Genomic DNA, 16,876 nt, shown 5'->3' with positions numbered 1-16,876 from the left:
TGTATCAAGGGCGCCTGCCTAGAATCCCGAAGCTTTGTGTTTCATCGGCCGTTGTGGGCCGAGCCGGGAGACCCATGTGACCGACCCCATTCCAGTGCCTCGCCCTGACAACGGCAATTGGCGCCAGCTCACCTTGCAAGCGGGATTGGACCTGCTGGACCAGGGACTCACGGTGTTTGATGCCAACCTCAAAATGGTGGCCTGGAACCGTGCCTTTCTGGCCTTGCTGGCCTTTCCGCCTGAGCTTGCATACGTTGGAGCCCCCTTCGAGAGCTTCATCCGATTCAACGCCCAGCGAGGGGAGTACGGTGAAGACGATGTGGACGAAGCCGTGCGCAAGCGCGTGGAGGTGGCGCAACTGTTTGTGCCGCATGACATCGAGCGGGTCCGGCCCGATGGCCGCATCTTGCGCATCACCGGTCAGCCCTTGCCGGGCCACGGTTTCGTGACCCTGTATTCCGACATCACGGAGCAACGTCGGGCCGAGCAGGCCTTGCGTCAGGCCAATGCCGAGCTGGAAACGCGGGTGTCGGCCCGCACGGCGGAACTGCAGGCCAGCAACCAGCGTTTGCTGGAAGCCTTGCAGGCCAACGAGGAGATCACGACGTCCTTGCGCCGCAGCGAACACCAGATGCGGCTGGTCACCGACTCCATTCCAGCCCTCGTGGCGTACTTCAAGAGCGATCGCAACTACACCTACATCAACCGCGGCTACCGAGACTGGTTCGGGCTGGACCCCTTGCGGCCCGAGGCGGTCAGCGCGAGGGAGTTTCTGGGCTCTGAGGTGTATGAGCGCATCAAGCCCAATGTGACGCGGGCCTTGGGCGGCGAAGCCGTGACCTTTGATTACGAGCTTCAAACCCAGGCGGGGCAGGTGCTGTCGGTGCGCACCTCGCTGATCCCGGATCTGGGGCCCGATGGCGAGGTGCTGGGCTGCTTTGAACTGACCTTCGATGTCACGCAAGAACGACAGTCCCAGGCCTTGGTGGTGCGAGCGCAGAAGATGAAGGCCATGGGGCAACTGACCGGGGGCCTCGCGCACGACTTCAACAACATCCTCACCGTCATCATCGGTAATCTGTCTGCGCTGGCCGATGCACGCCCCGGCGACCCCATGGTCAATGAATTTACAGGGCCCGCCATTGCCGCGGCACGCCGTGGGGCTGAGCTGATCCGTGGCTTGATGACTTTTGCCCGCCAGCAACCCTTGCAGGCAGGTGCTGTGGACAGTTGCGCCTTGGCCGCGTCGGTCGTAAAGCTGGTGCGCCCCGCTTTGCCGGCCACCTTGACCCTGGCCTGCGAGGTCGCGCCCGAGTCCGTGTGGATCTGGGTGGACCCACCTCAACTGGAGAACGCCCTCGTCAACATGATGCTCAACGCCCGCGATGCCACGGAGGGGCAAGGGCATATCGAGGTGCGCGTTCGCACCGCCTGGCTGGATGCCAAGCAGGCCGAGCGCCTGCAGATTCAGTCAGGCGCCTATGCCTGCCTGTCGGTGCAGGATGATGGGGTCGGGATGGACGCGGCCACGGTGGCCCGTGTATTCGAGCCATTCTTCACCACCAAGCGCCCGGGCAGTGGCACGGGCTTGGGCATGTCCATGGTGTACGGTTTTGTGCGTCAGTCCGGTGGCAGCGTCGAGGTGCAAAGTCAGCCCGGCGTAGGCACCACCGTGTCCCTGTGGCTGCCCCTGGTCGACATTCCCCCAGAGGTCACGTCGGCTGCTGAGCCCGGTATCGCCCCGCATGTGCCCCGTCAGGGCGTGGCCTTGCTGGTAGAGGATGATCCGGACGTGCGGCGCGTGGCGCGGCGCAACCTGCTGAATCTGGGCTACGCAGTGATCGAGGCGGCGAACGGGCAAGAGGCGCTGGACATTCTGGGCCAGATGTCTGACATCAATTTGCTCTTGACTGACATCGTGATGCCCGGTGAGGTCGATGGCGTCGCGTTGGCGCACTTGGCTCGCCTGCATCATCCGCACATGAAGGTGCTGCTGATGAGCGGCTATGCGCCGGATGTGGATGCCCTGGCGGACCTGCCCGTGTTGTCCAAACCCTTCACCGCCAAGGAGTTGGCCGCAGCCGTGGCAGGATTGATGCCATGAACGCGCCCACCCACGCATTGATTTATGTGATCGAGGACGATCCCTCCATCGCGCGGCTGGTGTCGTCGGTGTTGCAGGAGTTCGGTTTTCAGACCGAGTCTTTCCAGACGGGGGCGTCCGCCCTGCGGCGCCTGCAGACGCAGGGGCCGGACCTCTGCATCGTGGATCTGGGCTTGCCGGACATGGACGGGATTGAACTGGTCCGGCAAATCAGCCTGCAAAGCCATGCGGGCCTGTTGATCCTCAGTGGCCGTGGGCACTCCGTGGATCGCATCATGGGCCTGGAGTTGGGTGGGGATGATTACGTTACCAAGCCTTTTGAGCCGCGCGAATTGGTGGCCCGTGTGCGCAGCATCTTGCGGCGGCGGGCCGTGGCACCTGGCGCGTCACACGGTGAGGTCCGGCGGCAGGCCCGATTCCTGAACTGGACTCTGGACTGTGCGGCCAATGCCTTGCGATCCGACGACGGGGCCGAACACATTCTGGGCGTGGCCGAAGTGCAGGTCTTGCGTGCCTTCCTGGAGCGCCCGCATCAGATCCTGACGCGGGAACAGCTGGTGGGCCATCGCAACCTGTCGCCCATGGACCGCAGCATCGATGTGCGCATTTCCAGATTGCGACGCAAGATCGAATCCGACCCCATGGACCCGCGCATCATCAAGACGGTGTACGGCGCTGGCTATGTGTTTGCCGCAGCGGTCGAGTGGTCTTGAACTGAAAGGCGTTTGGCGCCCAGATTTAAAATACTGTATAAATATACAGTTATGAGTGCCGTGCCAGATTGCCGTGTGGAAGCCGCGCCTGTGAAGGGGCGAGGTACGGCCACGCAGGTCATCCACCGTTTTGTCAGGCAGTCGCGCGAAGCCGTGGATGACGGCTGGATGCGGGCCGAAGTCGAGGCGGGTGATGAAGGGCTCGCTCCGGTTACCCAGGTGACACCCGAGCAGGCGCGCAGCATCCTCTCGCGCAATGACTCGCCTGACATTCCGTTCACCTGGTCCATCAATCCGTATCGAGGGTGTGAGCACGGTTGCATTTATTGCTATGCCCGCCCCACGCACAGCTACCTCAATCTGTCGCCGGGGCTGGACTTCGAAACCCAGTTGGTTGCCAAAGTGAACGCGGCGGCATTGCTGGAAGAGGCCTTGTGCAAGCCCAGCCATGTTTGCAGTCCCATCAACATCGGCTCGGCCACCGACCCATACCAGCCCATTGAACGCGAATGGGGCATCACGCGCAGCGTCTTGAGTGTGCTCGAGCGATGCCAGCATCCCTACACGGTCATCACGAAAGGCAGTGGCATTGAACGAGACCTGGACCTGTTGGCGGAGTCGGCCGCGCGGGGGCAGGCGTGCGTGACCATCAGCCTGACCACGCTGGACGGGCGCTTGGCGCGAACCTTGGAGCCGCGTGCGGCCGCACCATTTCGCCGGTTGGAAACGGTTCGGCGCCTGGCGCAGGCGGGCATTCCGGTGGGAGTCAATGTGGCGCCCATCATCCCGTTTCTCAACGAGCCTGAAATCGAACACCTGATTGCCGCCGCGGCCGAGGCAGGGGCCCGCAGCGTGCACTACACCGTGGTGCGCCTGCCGTGGGAGGTCAGGCCCTTGTTTGAAGAATGGCTGCAACACCATGTGCCGGACCGCGCCGAGCGCATTCTGGCGCGCATTCGTGAGTTGCGTGGCGGGCAGACCTACGACGCAGACTTTCGCTTGCGCATGAAAGGCGAGGGTGTGTGGGCCCAGTTGATTCAGCAGCGTGTGCGCAAGGCTGCGGCACGTCATGGCTTGGACACGACCCTGCCGTTGCTGGATGTGTGCTCGTTCCGTGCCAGTGCTCTGCGTCGGACCTCAGATGCCCCACAGCCTCAATTGAGTTTGTTTGATTGAGCCACTGAGGGGTGACGGTCAGATATCAATGCCAGTGACGCGGGCCCCGCGGGCGCTCCCAACGGTCATCGTCGTCATACATGACCGCCGGTGGCGCTGCCCAATAGTTGGGCTGGCCCACATAGCCGCTGGACTGCGTCGGGGTCGATACCATGGGCGTCAAGGTGACCTGCAGCGGGATGGTGGCGCCGGGTTCCTGCGACATCTGGGTGCTGTAGCGCTGGCCTCCGAACTCATACGTCACGTTGTAGGCCACCACACGGTTCTCGTAAGCGGCCTGTTGCTCGCAGCGGCGAACCGGCGTGGCCGTGCCCGGGCGGCCATTCGTTTCAATCTGGTTGCCCAAGATGGCGCCGGCCATGATGCCAACTCCGGTGGCCAAGGCCTTGCCCGCCCCTTTGCCGACCGCGTTGCCGGCGGCGCCGCCAGCAATGGCCCCCATCAGCGCACCGGCGCCAGATCCTTGTGCGGCGCCTTGCTGCCATTCGTCGCGACACACCTGTGCGGGCACGCTGACTTGCGCCACCACGGGGGTGGACGCCACCACCCGGGCTTGCACCACCGTCGTGGTCACGCTGGGGGTCCCCATCACTTCACCGACGCGAGGGCCTGCACAGGCGGCGGTGCCCAGCACCGTCAGACCTGCTGCACCCAAGGTGGCCACGCGTTGAACAAGATGGCGAACCGTCATGAAAGACTCCTGTGACAGGGCTGCCCATCACCGTGAGGGCAGTTGTCATGACATAACGCGGCGACACGCCCCGCGGCAGACAGCGCACTTGTTTGCACGCGTAAAGATCCGTGAAGCGTGCAGGCGACTAAAATCGGAGGTTTCGTCTCTCTCAACTGATTCGACCATGTCCAAAACTGCCAAGCCCGTGAAGGCCGCCAAGCCTGTCAAGGCCACCAAGGCTGCCGCTCCTGCAGCCCAACCGGTTGCCGCTCCTGCTGTTGCCGCCGACAAGGCCCAGAAGATCAAGAAGGTCGTGCTGGCCTACTCGGGTGGTCTGGATACGTCCATCATCCTGAAATGGCTGCAAGACGAGTACAACTGCGAAGTCGTCACCTTCACCGCCGACATCGGTCAGGGTGAAGAAATCGAGCCCGCACGCGCCAAGGCTCTGAAGATGGGCATCAAGCCCGAAAACATCTTCATCGAAGACCTGCGTGAAGAGTTCGTCCGTGACTTCGTGTTCCCCATGTTCCGCGCCAACGCGCTGTACGAAGGTGAATACCTGCTGGGCACCTCCATCGCTCGTCCGCTGATCGCCAAGCGCCTGATCGACATCGCCAAGAAGACCAAGGGCGACGCCATTTCGCACGGCGCCACCGGCAAGGGCAACGACCAGGTTCGTTTCGAGCTGGGCGCTTACGCGCTGATGCCCGGCGTGAAGGTCATCGCCCCATGGCGTGAGTGGGACCTGCTGTCGCGCGAGAAGCTGCTGGCTTACGCTGACAAGCACGGCATCCCTGTGGACTTCAAGAAGCGCAAGGGCGGCGCCCCTTATTCGATGGACGCCAACCTGCTGCACATCAGCTACGAAGGCGGCGTGCTGGAAGATCCGAACTTCGAGCCCGAAGCCAATATGTGGCGCCTGACGGTGTCGCCCGAAAGGGCCCCCAACAAGCCCCAGATCATCGAGCTGACCTATGAAAAGGGTGACGTGGTCGCGATCGACGGCGTCAAGATGACCCCTGCACAAGTGCTGACCAAGCTCAACGAGCTGGGTGGCAAGCACGGCATCGGCCGCCTCGACAAGGTCGAGAACCGTTACGTGGGCATGAAGAGCCGTGGCTGCTACGAAACCCCTGGCGGCACCATCCTGCTGTCGGGTCACCGCGCCATCGAATCCATCACGCTGGACCGCGAAGTCCTGGCGCTGAAGGATGACCTGATGCCCCGTTATGCACGTCTGGTCTACAACGGCTACTGGTTCAGCCCTGAGCGCGAACTGCTGCAAGGCCTGATCGACAAGAGCCAGGAAACGGTCAACGGTACCGTCAAGCTCAAGCTGTACAAGGGCACGATCATGTGCGTCGGCCGTGCGTCGGAAACCGACAGCCTGTTCGACCCCACCATCGCCACGTTCGATGATGACGGCGGTGCGTACAACCAGGCTGATGCCGCTGGCTTCATCAAGTTGAACGCCCTGCGTCTGCGCATCGGTGCCAACGTCAAGGCCAAGCGTGCTGCAGCCGTGAAGACGGCCAAGGCGGCGACCGCCAAGCCCGCGGCGAAGCCTGTCGCCAAACCTGCGGCCAAGCCCGCTGCGAAGCCCGTCGCCAAGAAGGCCGTTGCCAAGCCAGCTGCCAAGAAGGCTGCAGCCAAGTAATTGCTGCCATGAAAGGCCGGTGCCAAGGCGCCGGCCTTGTTTCATTCCGGAGATTCATACATGACCACCACCACCCTGGCCGGCACCGTTGCCACCCAAGCCAACGTCTATTTCGATGGCAAGTGCGTGTCCCACACCATCACCCTGGCTGATGGCGTTCGCAAGTCTGTTGGCGTGATCCTGCCTTCGACGCTGACCTTCAATACCGGCGCCCCTGAAATCATGGAAACCGTTGCGGGCAAGGCCACCATCAAGCTGGCCGGCTCCGACGAGTGGAAGACCTACGCCGCCGGCGAAAGCTTCAACGTGCCCGGTAACTCGTCCTTCGAAATCAAGGTCGAGGGCGAGCCCTACCACTACATCTGCCACTTCGGTTGATGACAGATCGGGCCCTTCCAGCAAGCGGCCCGCAGTAAGCAAAAGGGCGCCTCATGGCGCCCTTTGTGCGTTGTGCGGCAAGCGTCAGATCACCACCGGCTCGGGTTCCAGGCGGATGCCGAAGCGGCCGTACACCGATTCCTGAATCGCGCGCGCCAGGGTCACCACTTCCGCGCCGCTGGCGCCGCCACGGTTCACCAGTACCAGGGCCTGTTTCTCATACACGCCGGCGCGGCCAATCGATTTGCCCTTCCAGCCGCAGGCATCAATCATCCATCCGGCCGCCAGCTTGAACGTGCCGTCTTCCAATGGGTAGTGCACGATCTCCGGGTCTCGGCCGATGATGTCGCGGCATTGCTCGGCCGTGACCACGGGGTTTTTGAAGAAGCTGCCCGAGTTGCCGATGACCGCCGGGTCCGGCAACTTGGCTCGGCGCACCTCGCAGATCCACTGAAAGATCTGCCGTGCATCCGGGGCCGCAGTGCCGGTCTCTGCCATCTTGCGTTCCAACTCGAGATAGCCCGTGACGGGCTGCCAGGGGCGTGGCAAGCGCAGTCGGACACGCGTGATCACGCTCTTGTTGGTCAGCTCTTGTTTGAAGACGCTGTCGCGGTAGGCGAACCGACACTGTGCAGCGTTGAGTGTGACGCTGCGCCCCGTGATCAGGTCCACGGCGTCCAGGGACTCAAAGCGGTCCTTCAATTCCACCCCGTAGGCGCCAATGTTCTGAACCGGCGCAGCCCCCACCGTACCAGGTATCAAGGCCATGTTTTCCAGGCCTGGCATGCCTTGATCCAGGCACCATTGCACCGTATCGTGCCAGGATTCACCGGCCCCCACTTCCACAATCCAGGCATCTTCCCGCGATTCGACGACTCGCCGACCCTTGATTTCCACCTTCAGAACGCATCGGTTGAGGTCTTGGGTCAGCACCAGGTTACTGCCGCCGCCCAGTATGAATTTGGCAGCAGGTCCCAGTTCCGGGTCATTGACCACCCGCTTCACATCGGCTTCGGAGTGGATCCGCACCAGGCAAGAGGCCGTCGATGGCAGCCCAAATGTATTGAATTCCCGCAGGCTGGCACCACGCTGCAGGTCGAGCGCGGAAGAAGAAAGCGATGAAGAAGCGGCTGCGTGTGTGGTGTGCATGGCAGAATTTTCGCAGACAAAGGAGAACAACACCCATGCCAAGTTTTGATACCAAGCTCGATCCCAATCTGGAAGCCGTCGGCAACGCCGTGGACACCACGTCCAAAGAGATCGGCACCCGCTTCGATTTCAAGGGCACCAGCGCCGCCGTCGAGTACAACAAGAAGGACAAGCAGGTCACCGTCTTCGGTGACAGCGATTTCCAGATCGACCAGGTCCGCGACGTGCTTTACAGCAAGCTGACCAAGCAAAAGGTCGACATCCGTTTCATGGACATCGGTAAGGTCGAAAAGATCGGCGGCGACAAGGTCAAGCAGGTGCTGACCGTCAAGGCTGGCATCGAATCCGATCTGGCCAAGAAAATCGTCAAGCTGATCAAGGACAGCAAGATGAAAGTCACCGCCAGCATCCAGGGGGATGTGGTGCGTGTGCAAGGCACCAAGCGCGACGACCTGCAGGCCGCCATGGCGCTGATGCGCAAAGACATCGACGACGTGCCGCTGTCGTTCGATAACTTCCGCGATTGATGACCACGGAGTCTGTTCATGCACTCATCGCATTTCGTTTGGCTCCGGTGGCTGGTGTGCAGTCAGCTGGCTTTGGCTCTGGGGTCAACGTTTGCACAGAGTGTGGCCATGACAGGCTCCATGGGCAGCAAGGCACTGTTGGTCATTGACGGTGGGGCGCCCAAGGCCCTGTCTGGCGGTGAGAGCTACCAGGGCGTGAAGGTGGTGAGCGTGACCTCGGATCGCGTGGTGGTTGAAACGGCCGGCAAGCGTCAGACCGTGTTGCTGGGCGGTGCGCCTGTCAGCATCGGCGGGGGCAGCGGTGGCGCCCAGATTGTGCTGGTGGCCGCGGAAGGCGGGCATTTCCTGGCGCAAGGCACCATCAATGGCATGAGTACCCGCTTTGTCGTGGATACGGGGGCCACGTTGATCTCGATGGGGGTCGATGAGGCGAAGCGACTGGGTCTGAATTACGAGTCTGGCAAGCGCATTCAGACCAGTACGGCCAACGGGCCTGCGTTGGGCTGGAAGTTGTCCCTGACGTCTGTTCGCATACAGAACGTGGAAGTGAACCAGGTGGATGCCGCGATCTTGCCTATGTCGATGCCTTTTGTGCTGCTGGGAAACAGCTTTTTGCAGCGCTTTCAGATGCAGCGCGACAATGACACTTTGACGCTCAAGCGTCGTTTTTGAAGATTGAAACCGAATGGCTCGACGCCCCCGATTACCCGCTGGTCATGAATGTCTGGACCAGATTCTCTTTGCACAAGGTTTTGGCGAGCGTCGCGTGTGTGAGGGCTTGGTCCTCAACGGGATGGTCCAGGTCAACGGCGAGGTGGTGGATGACCCTGATGCCGTCTTTCCCGAAGACCGCTTGCAGTTGGTTGTGGGTGGACAGCCATGGGTGACGCATGTCAAGGCGTTGATCATGCTGTACAAGCCGGCTGGCTATGAGTGTTCACTCAAGCCCGGGGCGTGGCCTGGTGTGCACAACCTCTTGCCCGTCCCCTTGCGCAGGCGAGGTCTGCAACCTGTTGGGCGACTCGATCAGGACACGACAGGCTTGCTGTTGTTGACCGATGATGGCCCCTTGCTCCACAAGTTGACGTCACCCAAGCATCACGTGCCCAAAGTGTATGAGGTCACCTGCAAACACCCCGTCGCGCCAGCCATGTGCCAGAAGCTCTTGTCTGGCGTGGTGCTGGATGACGATCCATTGCCCGTCAAGGCCGATGCGGCCGAGATTGTGGGGGAGGGCGAGTCTACGCACCTTCGCCTGACCTTGTTGCAAGGCAAGTATCACCAAGTCAAGCGCATGGTCGCGGCAGTGAGCAATCGCGTCGAGGCGCTGCACCGCAGTCAAATTGGTCGCCTGACGCTGCCTGAGGACATGGCGCCAGGGCAGTGGCGTTGGATCGAAGACCCTGCCATCGTGCTGCCCTGAGGCGTGTCGCGTTCAGATGATGTTGTTGAAGTCGGTATCGAGCCTGACGTTCTGAACGTTGGGCGCGGTCCATTCATGGACCCAGTCTGCAAACTCTTCGGCCGGCATGGGGCGACTGATGAAGTAGCCCTGCGCCTCGTCGCAGCGCAGGCCATCCAGAATCTTCCAGCCTTTGTCTGACTCCAGCCCTTCCGCCACCACGGTCATGCCCAAGTTGTGGGCCAGATCGATGGTGGAGCGCACGATCATGGCGTCGTTGAGGTCGTTCTCCATGTTCATCACGAATGACCGATCGATCTTCAATTCCTGCACGGGCAGCGTCTTGAGATAAGCCAGAGACGAATAGCCGGTTCCAAAATCATCAATCGACAACAGGAACCCCATGTCGTGCAAACGTGTCAGGATCTGCTGCGCGTGCTGCGGATCCTCCATGGTGGCGCTCTCGGTGATTTCGAGGACGATGGAGCCACGGCGTACACCGTGTCGCACAGCGATCGCTTGAAGCTTTTGCGGCAACTCTTTGTCGATCAGGTCTCGTGTCGACAGATTGACGGACAACTTCATGTCCAGACCGGCCAAGTGCAGTTGTTTCCAGGTCATGGCCGTTTGCTCGACGACCCACAAACTCAAGGCGCGGATGAAGCCTGTCTGCTCGGCAAATGGGATGAAGCGATCGGGTGGCACCATGCCGCGACTGGCATGCGGCCAGCGGATCAGCGCCTCCGCACCAATGACTTCCTTGGTGCCCAGCTTGATCTTGGGTTGCAGGTAGAGCTTGAACTCATTGCCCTCCAATGCCTGCTTCAGTTCGGTGAGCAGCGTGAGCGATGATTCCGCGCCGGTCTCCATGCTCGGGTCGTAAATCTGCACGGGCTGGAACTGCTTGCGCGCAGACGTCAAAGCTGCCTCGGAGTGGGAGAGCACCTCGTCAGCATTGACGCCATCACGCGGGAACAAGGCCAAGCCGACTTGCGCCATCAAGTCAATGGCTTGCCCCTCAATGTCAAACGGTTCATCCATGGCGCGAAGCAAGCGCTGCGCCATTTTCAAGGCGTTGGCTTCATCGCAGTAGGGGATCAGGCAACTGAACTGATTGCCTCCCGTGCGGCCCAGCATGCAGCGCTTGTCGGGCAGCGTGCTGGCAAGACGCTGCCCCACCTTTCGCAACAGCAGGTCGCCGGATGCCTGTCCCAGCACCACGTTGACTTGCTTGAACCGCTGGATGTCGAGTGTCAGCAAGGCGCCAGAGCGGTTCTTGCGTTGGGTTTCACGGATGTCCTTGCTCAGACGCATCCGGAAGTAGGCGCGATTGGGGAGGTGGGTCAGGGAGTCGCGGAACGCCGTTTGACGGATTTCTGCTTCGCGCTCCTGGTAATAGTTGCTCAGACGCGTCAGCAGCGCGGTCAATCGTTTCATCTCGGAGGCGCCCCGAATGGCAGGGACCTCCGGAAACTCATCTTTGGTTGCTTGGTGTGCCCAGTTGCTGAGCCGAACCAATCCGCTTCGGATGTAGGCCGCCTCGCGCCACAGAAAAAAGGAGAGGATGGCGACGCCGGCAACCAGCAGGGCCGAGATCTGAAGGGTCGCATCTCGCCACTTCGGTAGGTCAATGCTGGACGCGGTGTGCAACCACATCACGATGCGACTGGCCCCTGGTGCCGTTGGCAGATCGAAACGCAAGTCCTCATCGGCTACCGAGTCACCGTCCAATTCCTTCGGGTGCTCGGCCGAGGGGGTCGTCAGCCAGGTCTGCATGTCGGCTGGCAGATCGGTTAGCGCGCTGGGCGTCATGGGGGTGCTGACATGTGCAGGCATGCGGCTCCAGTTACCTTGTGGGCCGTCTTGGGTAATCAGGTGTACCTCAACGTTCGGCCAGCCTTGCAGCACGTCATTGAGCGCAGGCTGGATGGAGGTCATGGCCACGTGCACCACCGGCCTGCCGTCATTGCTCAAGATTTCATTGCGCGCCCACAGCAGGTACAACTTGCCTTTGACGACCAAGGGTGTGGTGATGCCTTGTGCTGGTGGCTGAGGCGTGCCCGTGCGACGCCAAGTGATCAACACGTCTTGAGCCTCGCTGGGGAAATCCGTCAAAGGTGTCAGATCTTTGGCCAGCCAACCTCGCCACACGCTTGGCTCAACCGTCGCGGATTCACTCCGATTTGCCAGCATTTCAAGGCGGTTAGCCTGGGCCGATAGCAACAGCTTCAGCGCTTGTTCGCCCGACTGCAATTGCATTCGAGCATGCAATTCATCGGCGTGATGGCCGTGATGTTGCAGGATCAGGACTGTGCCTGCGATCAAGGTGATCAACAGCGCCAGGGTCGGTAAAACGAGCCTCACTGGCAGCGATATGGACAAACGCCTGATCCGCATGGGTTCCCAAAAGTTTTGGAGGCAAGTCAGCAACTTAGCCGGCTTTCACTTGCTAGTGTGCCAATGTTGACAGAAAGCTTTTGCTTTCGATGCGGCAAACAGTGGGCAAGGTTGCGCACTTCTGGTTACTTCGTGCGGGGGGATAATCTGTCCCCATGCAAGTCTTTCGCGGTTTTCACCACGCGGCGCTGGCACCGGCCTGCGCGCTGACCATCGGCAATTTCGATGGCGTCCACCGTGGCCACCAGGCCATGCTGGCGCTATTGCGCAATGAAGCGCAGCACCGCCGGTTGCCGACCACCGTCCTGACTTTCGAGCCGCATCCCCGGGACTACTTCGCTGCGCTGACCGGCAAGACAGACCTGGCGCCCGCCCGCATCGCTACTTTGCGTGACAAACTGTCCGAACTGGAGCGCTGCGGCATTGATCAGGTGGTCGTGTTGCCGTTTGACCAACGCGTGGCCAGCCTGACACCGCAGGCATTCATCGATGACGTGCTGGTGCGAGGTCTGAACGCTCGCTACGTTCTGGTGGGCGATGACTTCAAGTTTGGTGCCAAGCGTGCGGGCGACTACGATCTGCTGGACGCTGAAGGCAGCCGCCAGGGTTTTGACGTCGCGCGCATGATGAGCTACGAGGTCCATGGCCTGCGGGTCTCGTCGTCGGTGGTGCGCGATGCGCTGGCGGGTGGCGACATGCCGCAAGTCGAGCGTCTGCTGGGGCGTCCGTACACCATCAGTGGCCACGTCATCCACGGCGCCAAGCTGGGACGCAGTCTGGATTGCCGCACGCTCAATGTACGCTTCGGGCACGAAAAACCTGCCACCACAGGCATTTTTGTGGTCCGTACGCACGGCTTGTCCGAGCACCCCCTGGAAGGGGTGGCCAGCCTGGGTGTGCGCCCCACGGTGGAAGACGCCGGACGCGTGTTGCTGGAGGTTCATTGCTTCGATTGGCCGACCCATCTCGGGAAAGAAGGGGGCTACGGTAAAATCGTGCGCGTAGAGCTCTTGCACAAGTTGCGAGACGAGGCCCGATATGACGGCCTGGAGGCCTTGCAGGCCGCTATCCACCAAGACATTGCCGACGCGCGCGGGTTTTTCGAGGCTCAGCGGCGCGGCGCCTAAGCCGAACCCTGAGCCCCATGAGCCAAGACCAGAACGCCAAGCCTGCTAACGCCAAAAAGGGCGGTGCCAAACCTGCAGAGTCGGTGCCCGAGTCCAAGTACCGTGCCACGCTGAACATGCCGGACACCCCCTTCCCAATGCGGGGGGATCTGCCCAAGCGTGAACCAGGCTGGGTGGCCGAGTGGGAGCAAAATGGCCTGTACGACAAGCTGCGTGCGGCCCGTCAAGGTGCGCCGAAGTTCGTGTTGCACGACGGCCCCCCCTACGCCAACGGCAACATTCACATTGGTCACGCGGTCAACAAGATCCTCAAGGACATGATCGTCAAGGCGCGCCAGCTCAAGGGCATGGACGCGATCTATGTGCCGGGTTGGGACTGCCACGGTCTGCCCATCGAAAACCAGATCGAGAAGACCTTTGGCCGCAATCTGAGCCGCGACGACGTGCAGGCCAAGGCCCGCGTCTATGCAGCCGAGCAGATCGACGGCCAACGAACCGACTTCAAGCGCCTGGGCGTGTTGGCCGACTGGGCGCATCCCTATCGCACCATGGACTTCGGCAACGAAGCCAACGAAATCCGCGCGCTCAAGAAGATCATGGAGCGTGGCTACGTCTACCGCGGTCTCAAGCCCGTCTACTGGTGCTTCGACTGCGGCTCATCGCTGGCCGAGTTCGAAATCGAGTACATGGACAAGAAGTCCCAGACGCTGGACGTGGCCTTCCTGAGCGCCGAGCCTGCCAAGCTGGCGACGGCCTTCGGCCTGAGCGAGCTGACGAAGGACGCCTTTGCCGTGATCTGGACCACCACCGCGTGGACCATTCCCGCCAACCAGGCCTTGAACGTTCATGCTGAGCTGAACTACGCTCTGGTCGACACCCCCAAGGGCCTGCTGGTGCTCGCAGAATCGCTGGTGGAAAAGGCCGTGGCCCGCTACGGCTTCGAAGCGGACGATTGCAAGGTCATCGCCACCACCGTGGGTGCCAAGCTGGAAGGCCTGAAGTTCAAGCATCCGCTGGCCCATGTGCACGAAGGCTACAACCGCGAAGCCCCTGTTTACCTGGCCGAGTACGTCAGCGCCGAAGACGGCACTGGCATCGTGCACGCGGCCCCCGCCTACGGTGTGGACGACTTCAACTCCTGCATCGCGCACGGCCTGAAGTTCGACGACATCCTCAACCCCGTGCAAGGTAACGGCGTCTACGAAGCCGATCTGCCGTTGTTTGGCGGCCAGCACATCTGGAAGGCCGCACCCGTGGTGCTGGAAACCTTGCGTGAGCACGGTCGCCTGCTGGCCACCAAGGACATCGTGCACAGCTATCCGCACTGCTGGCGCCACAAGACCCCGGTCATCTTCCGTGCCGCCGCCCAGTGGTTCGTGCGCATGGACGAAGGCGAGGGCGTCTTCACCGTCAACAAGGCCGAGAAGACCCTGCGCCAAACTGCGCTGGACGCCATCGACCAGACCACCTTCTACCCGGAAAATGGCCGTGCGCGCCTGCGTGACATGATCGCCAACCGTCCGGACTGGTGCATCAGCCGTCAACGCAACTGGGGTGTGCCACTGCCATTCTTCCTGCACAAGGTGACGGGCGAGTTGCACCCCAACACGCTTGCGCTGATGGACCAGGCCGCTGACCTGGTTCAACAAGGCGGCGTAGAAGCCTGGGCCAAGCTGGATCCGGCCACATGGCTCGGCGCTGAGGCAGCTGAGTACAGCAAGTCCACCGACATCCTGGATGTCTGGTTTGACTCGGGCACGACCTTCTTCCACGTGCTCAACGCTCAAAACGGCAGCCACACCAACGCGGGGCACCACGAAGGCCCCGAGGCAGATCTGTACCTGGAAGGCCATGACCAGCACCGTGGTTGGTTCCATAGCTCCTTGCTGGCCGCCTGCGCCATCTACGGCCGTGCGCCCTACAAGGGTCTGCTGACCCACGGCTTCACTGTCGACGGCCAAGGCCGCAAGATGTCCAAGTCCGTGGGCAACGTCGTGGCGCCGCAAGAGGTGTCTGGCAAGATGGGCGCCGAAATCATCCGTCTGTGGGCGGCGTCCACCGACTATTCCGGTGACTTGGGCATCGATGACAAGATCCTGGCCCGCGTGGTCGACGGCTATCGTCGCATCCGCAACACCCTGCGCTTCCTGCTGGCCAACACGTCCGACTTCCATCCTGAAACGGATGCCGTGCCGCTCAACGAGTTGCTGGAAATCGACCGCTATGCGCTGGCCCGTGCCTCGCAGTTGCAGGAAGACATCCTCGCTCACTACGAGCGCTACGAGTTCCACCCCGTGGTGGCCAAGCTGCAGGTGTACTGCTCCGAAGACCTCGGTGCCTTCTACCTCGACATCCTCAAGGATCGCCTCTACACAAGTGGCGCCAACAGCAAGGCCCGCCGCGCCGCCCAAACGGCGCTGTGGCACATCACGAACGGCATGTTGCGCTGGATGGCCCCGTTCCTGAGCTTCACCGCCGAAGAGGCGTGGAAGATCTTCAACGGCGGTGAAACGATCTTCACCGAAACCTACTGGGACTTCCACGAGGCCGACAAGGACACCGAACTGCTGGCCAAGTGGTCTCGCATCCGTGCCTTCCGCGAAGAGGTCAACCGTCAGATCGAGGAAGTGCGCACCCGCGGCGAAGTGGGCGCCTCGCTGCAGGCCAACCTGTTCGTCACCATCAATGGCGATGATGCACGTCTGCTGGCCGATCTGCGCAGCCTGGGCGATGACCTGAAGTTCGTGCTCATCGTCTCCAGCGTCGAATTGGCCGAAGGCCACAGTACGCAAATCGAGGTCAACCCCTCCAAGGCCGTTAAGTGCGAGCGCTGCTGGCACTACCGTGACGACGTGGGCGTCAACCCCGAGCACCCCACCTTGTGCGGCCGTTGCGACAGCAACCTGCATGGTGACGGTGAACACCGCGAGCACGCCTGATGGCCACCAAGAAGTCCCCGGTCGCCGCCGGGCGCGGCAGCAGCCAGGGGGTGTTGCCCTGGCTGGGCATTGCCTTCATCGTCATCTTGCTGGACCAGTTCACCAAGGTGTTGATCGTGGGCTGGATGCAGCATGGCGACAGCCGTGAGGTCTGGTCCTTCTTCAACATTGTGCGGGCCCACAACACCGGTGCAGCCTTTTCCTTCCTGGCCCAAGCCGGAGGGTGGCAGCGCTGGTTCTTCGTCGGCCTGGGCTTCGCTGCGACCGGCTTCATCGTGTACATGCTGCGGCAGCACGGCGGGCAAAGGCTTTTCGCCTGGGCGCTGTCGCTGATCCTTGGGGGGGCGCTGGGCAACGTCATCGACCGTTTGGTCCATGGCTATGTGGTGGACTTTCTGGACTTCCATTGGGCATTCCTGTCGCCCACGTTCCCGGGCGGTCACTTTCCCGCGTTCAATGTGGCCGATTGCGGCATCACCATCGGGGCACTTTTGCTGATTCTCGATGAGCTGCGTCGCGTGCGTCAGGGCGCTTGATCTGACGCAGCTTTTCCCCAAACGGGGCAGGGTGGGGTAAGGCCTCACCCGGCTCGGATCCAGCCCTGTGCTACGCTGGCTCAAACATTGACTTT

14 protein-coding genes are annotated in these 16,876 nt (G+C 61.7%); 11 read left to right on the top strand and 3 right to left on the bottom strand.

Features of this window, described 5'->3' with window-relative positions; genetic code table 11:
• Positions 1-76: 76 nt before the first annotated feature.
• From ACOYNB_RS06515 to ACOYNB_RS06505, 3 genes are read left to right on the top strand one after another with little or no spacing between them, the layout of a single operon-like run.
• Positions 77-2,104: a PAS-domain containing protein gene (locus ACOYNB_RS06515; RefSeq protein WP_422838306.1), complete on the top strand. Its 2,028-nt coding sequence runs from the start codon at positions 77-79 to the stop codon at positions 2,102-2,104.
• Entirely contained in the window at positions 2,101-2,817 is a 717-nt protein-coding gene (locus ACOYNB_RS06510; RefSeq protein ID WP_422838305.1) for a response regulator transcription factor, read from the top strand. Before ACOYNB_RS06515 ends, ACOYNB_RS06510 begins: the two co-directional genes overlap by 4 nt.
• A 51-nt stretch (positions 2,818-2,868) precedes the next feature.
• Positions 2,869-3,993: a PA0069 family radical SAM protein gene (locus ACOYNB_RS06505; protein ID WP_422838304.1), complete on the top strand. Its 1,125-nt coding sequence runs from the start codon at positions 2,869-2,871 to the stop codon at positions 3,991-3,993.
• Positions 3,994-4,018: 25 nt separating this feature from the next.
• Here the strand turns inward: ACOYNB_RS06505 and ACOYNB_RS06500 are convergent, their stop codons facing one another.
• Complete coding sequence (locus ACOYNB_RS06500) at positions 4,019-4,684, bottom strand: glycine zipper 2TM domain-containing protein (protein ID WP_422838303.1); 666 nt, start codon at positions 4,682-4,684, stop codon at positions 4,019-4,021.
• A gap of 166 nt (positions 4,685-4,850) precedes the next feature.
• Between ACOYNB_RS06500 and ACOYNB_RS06495 the strand changes: the two genes are divergently transcribed.
• Both ACOYNB_RS06495 and ACOYNB_RS06490 read left to right on the top strand, forming a co-directional pair.
• Positions 4,851-6,326, top strand: coding sequence for an argininosuccinate synthase (locus tag ACOYNB_RS06495; RefSeq protein WP_422838302.1), 1,476 nt, complete (start codon positions 4,851-4,853; stop codon positions 6,324-6,326).
• A 60-nt stretch (positions 6,327-6,386) separates the two neighbouring features.
• Positions 6,387-6,704, top strand: coding sequence for a pyrimidine/purine nucleoside phosphorylase (locus tag ACOYNB_RS06490; protein ID WP_422838301.1), 318 nt, complete (start codon positions 6,387-6,389; stop codon positions 6,702-6,704).
• Between the two features lie 84 nt (positions 6,705-6,788).
• On the opposite strand, the gene murB is transcribed toward ACOYNB_RS06490, so the two are convergent.
• Positions 6,789-7,853, bottom strand: a complete 1,065-nt coding sequence (murB, locus tag ACOYNB_RS06485) for a UDP-N-acetylmuramate dehydrogenase (protein ID WP_422838300.1) — start codon at positions 7,851-7,853, stop codon at positions 6,789-6,791.
• Between the two features lie 35 nt (positions 7,854-7,888).
• On the opposite strand from murB, the gene ACOYNB_RS06480 reads away from it, so the two are divergent.
• The 3 genes from ACOYNB_RS06480 to ACOYNB_RS06470 are packed head-to-tail and all read left to right on the top strand — an operon-like array spanning position 7,889 to position 9,803.
• Entirely contained in the window at positions 7,889-8,380 is a 492-nt protein-coding gene (locus tag ACOYNB_RS06480) for a YajQ family cyclic di-GMP-binding protein (protein WP_420816370.1), read from the top strand.
• A gap of 18 nt (positions 8,381-8,398) precedes the next feature.
• The gene (locus ACOYNB_RS06475) at positions 8,399-9,052 is read left to right on the top strand and encodes a retropepsin-like aspartic protease family protein (RefSeq protein ID WP_422838299.1); all 654 of its coding nucleotides are present in this window, start codon (positions 8,399-8,401) and stop codon (positions 9,050-9,052) included.
• Positions 9,053-9,065: 13 nt separating this feature from the next.
• Positions 9,066-9,803 carry a pseudouridine synthase gene (locus ACOYNB_RS06470; protein WP_422838298.1) on the top strand — a complete coding sequence of 246 codons (738 nt, stop codon included), beginning with the start codon at positions 9,066-9,068 and terminating at the stop codon, positions 9,801-9,803.
• Between the two features lie 12 nt (positions 9,804-9,815).
• Here the strand turns inward: ACOYNB_RS06470 and ACOYNB_RS06465 are convergent, their stop codons facing one another.
• On the bottom strand, positions 9,816-12,107 hold the full coding sequence (locus ACOYNB_RS06465) for a putative bifunctional diguanylate cyclase/phosphodiesterase (protein WP_422838297.1): 2,292 nt from the start codon (positions 12,105-12,107) through the stop codon (positions 9,816-9,818).
• Positions 12,108-12,334: 227 nt separating this feature from the next.
• On the opposite strand from ACOYNB_RS06465, the gene ACOYNB_RS06460 reads away from it, so the two are divergent.
• Genes ACOYNB_RS06460 through lspA form a run of 3 tightly spaced genes read left to right on the top strand, consistent with a single transcriptional unit; the run spans position 12,335 to position 16,781 of the window.
• The gene (locus ACOYNB_RS06460) at positions 12,335-13,306 is read left to right on the top strand and encodes a bifunctional riboflavin kinase/FAD synthetase (protein ID WP_422838296.1); all 972 of its coding nucleotides are present in this window, start codon (positions 12,335-12,337) and stop codon (positions 13,304-13,306) included.
• Positions 13,307-13,323: 17 nt separating this feature from the next.
• Positions 13,324-16,245 carry an isoleucine--tRNA ligase gene (gene ileS / locus ACOYNB_RS06455; protein ID WP_422838295.1) on the top strand — a complete coding sequence of 974 codons (2,922 nt, stop codon included), beginning with the start codon at positions 13,324-13,326 and terminating at the stop codon, positions 16,243-16,245.
• On the top strand, positions 16,245-16,781 hold the full coding sequence (gene lspA, locus ACOYNB_RS06450) for a signal peptidase II (RefSeq protein WP_422838294.1): 537 nt from the start codon (positions 16,245-16,247) through the stop codon (positions 16,779-16,781). The genes ileS and lspA overlap by 1 nt, the downstream gene beginning before the upstream one ends.
• Positions 16,782-16,876: the final 95 nt, after the last annotated feature.

Source organism: Aquabacterium sp., from assembly GCF_049317225.1.
GTDB lineage: Bacteria > Pseudomonadota > Gammaproteobacteria > Burkholderiales > Burkholderiaceae_C > Aquabacterium.
This window is presented reverse-complemented; position numbering and strand designations above follow the sequence as displayed.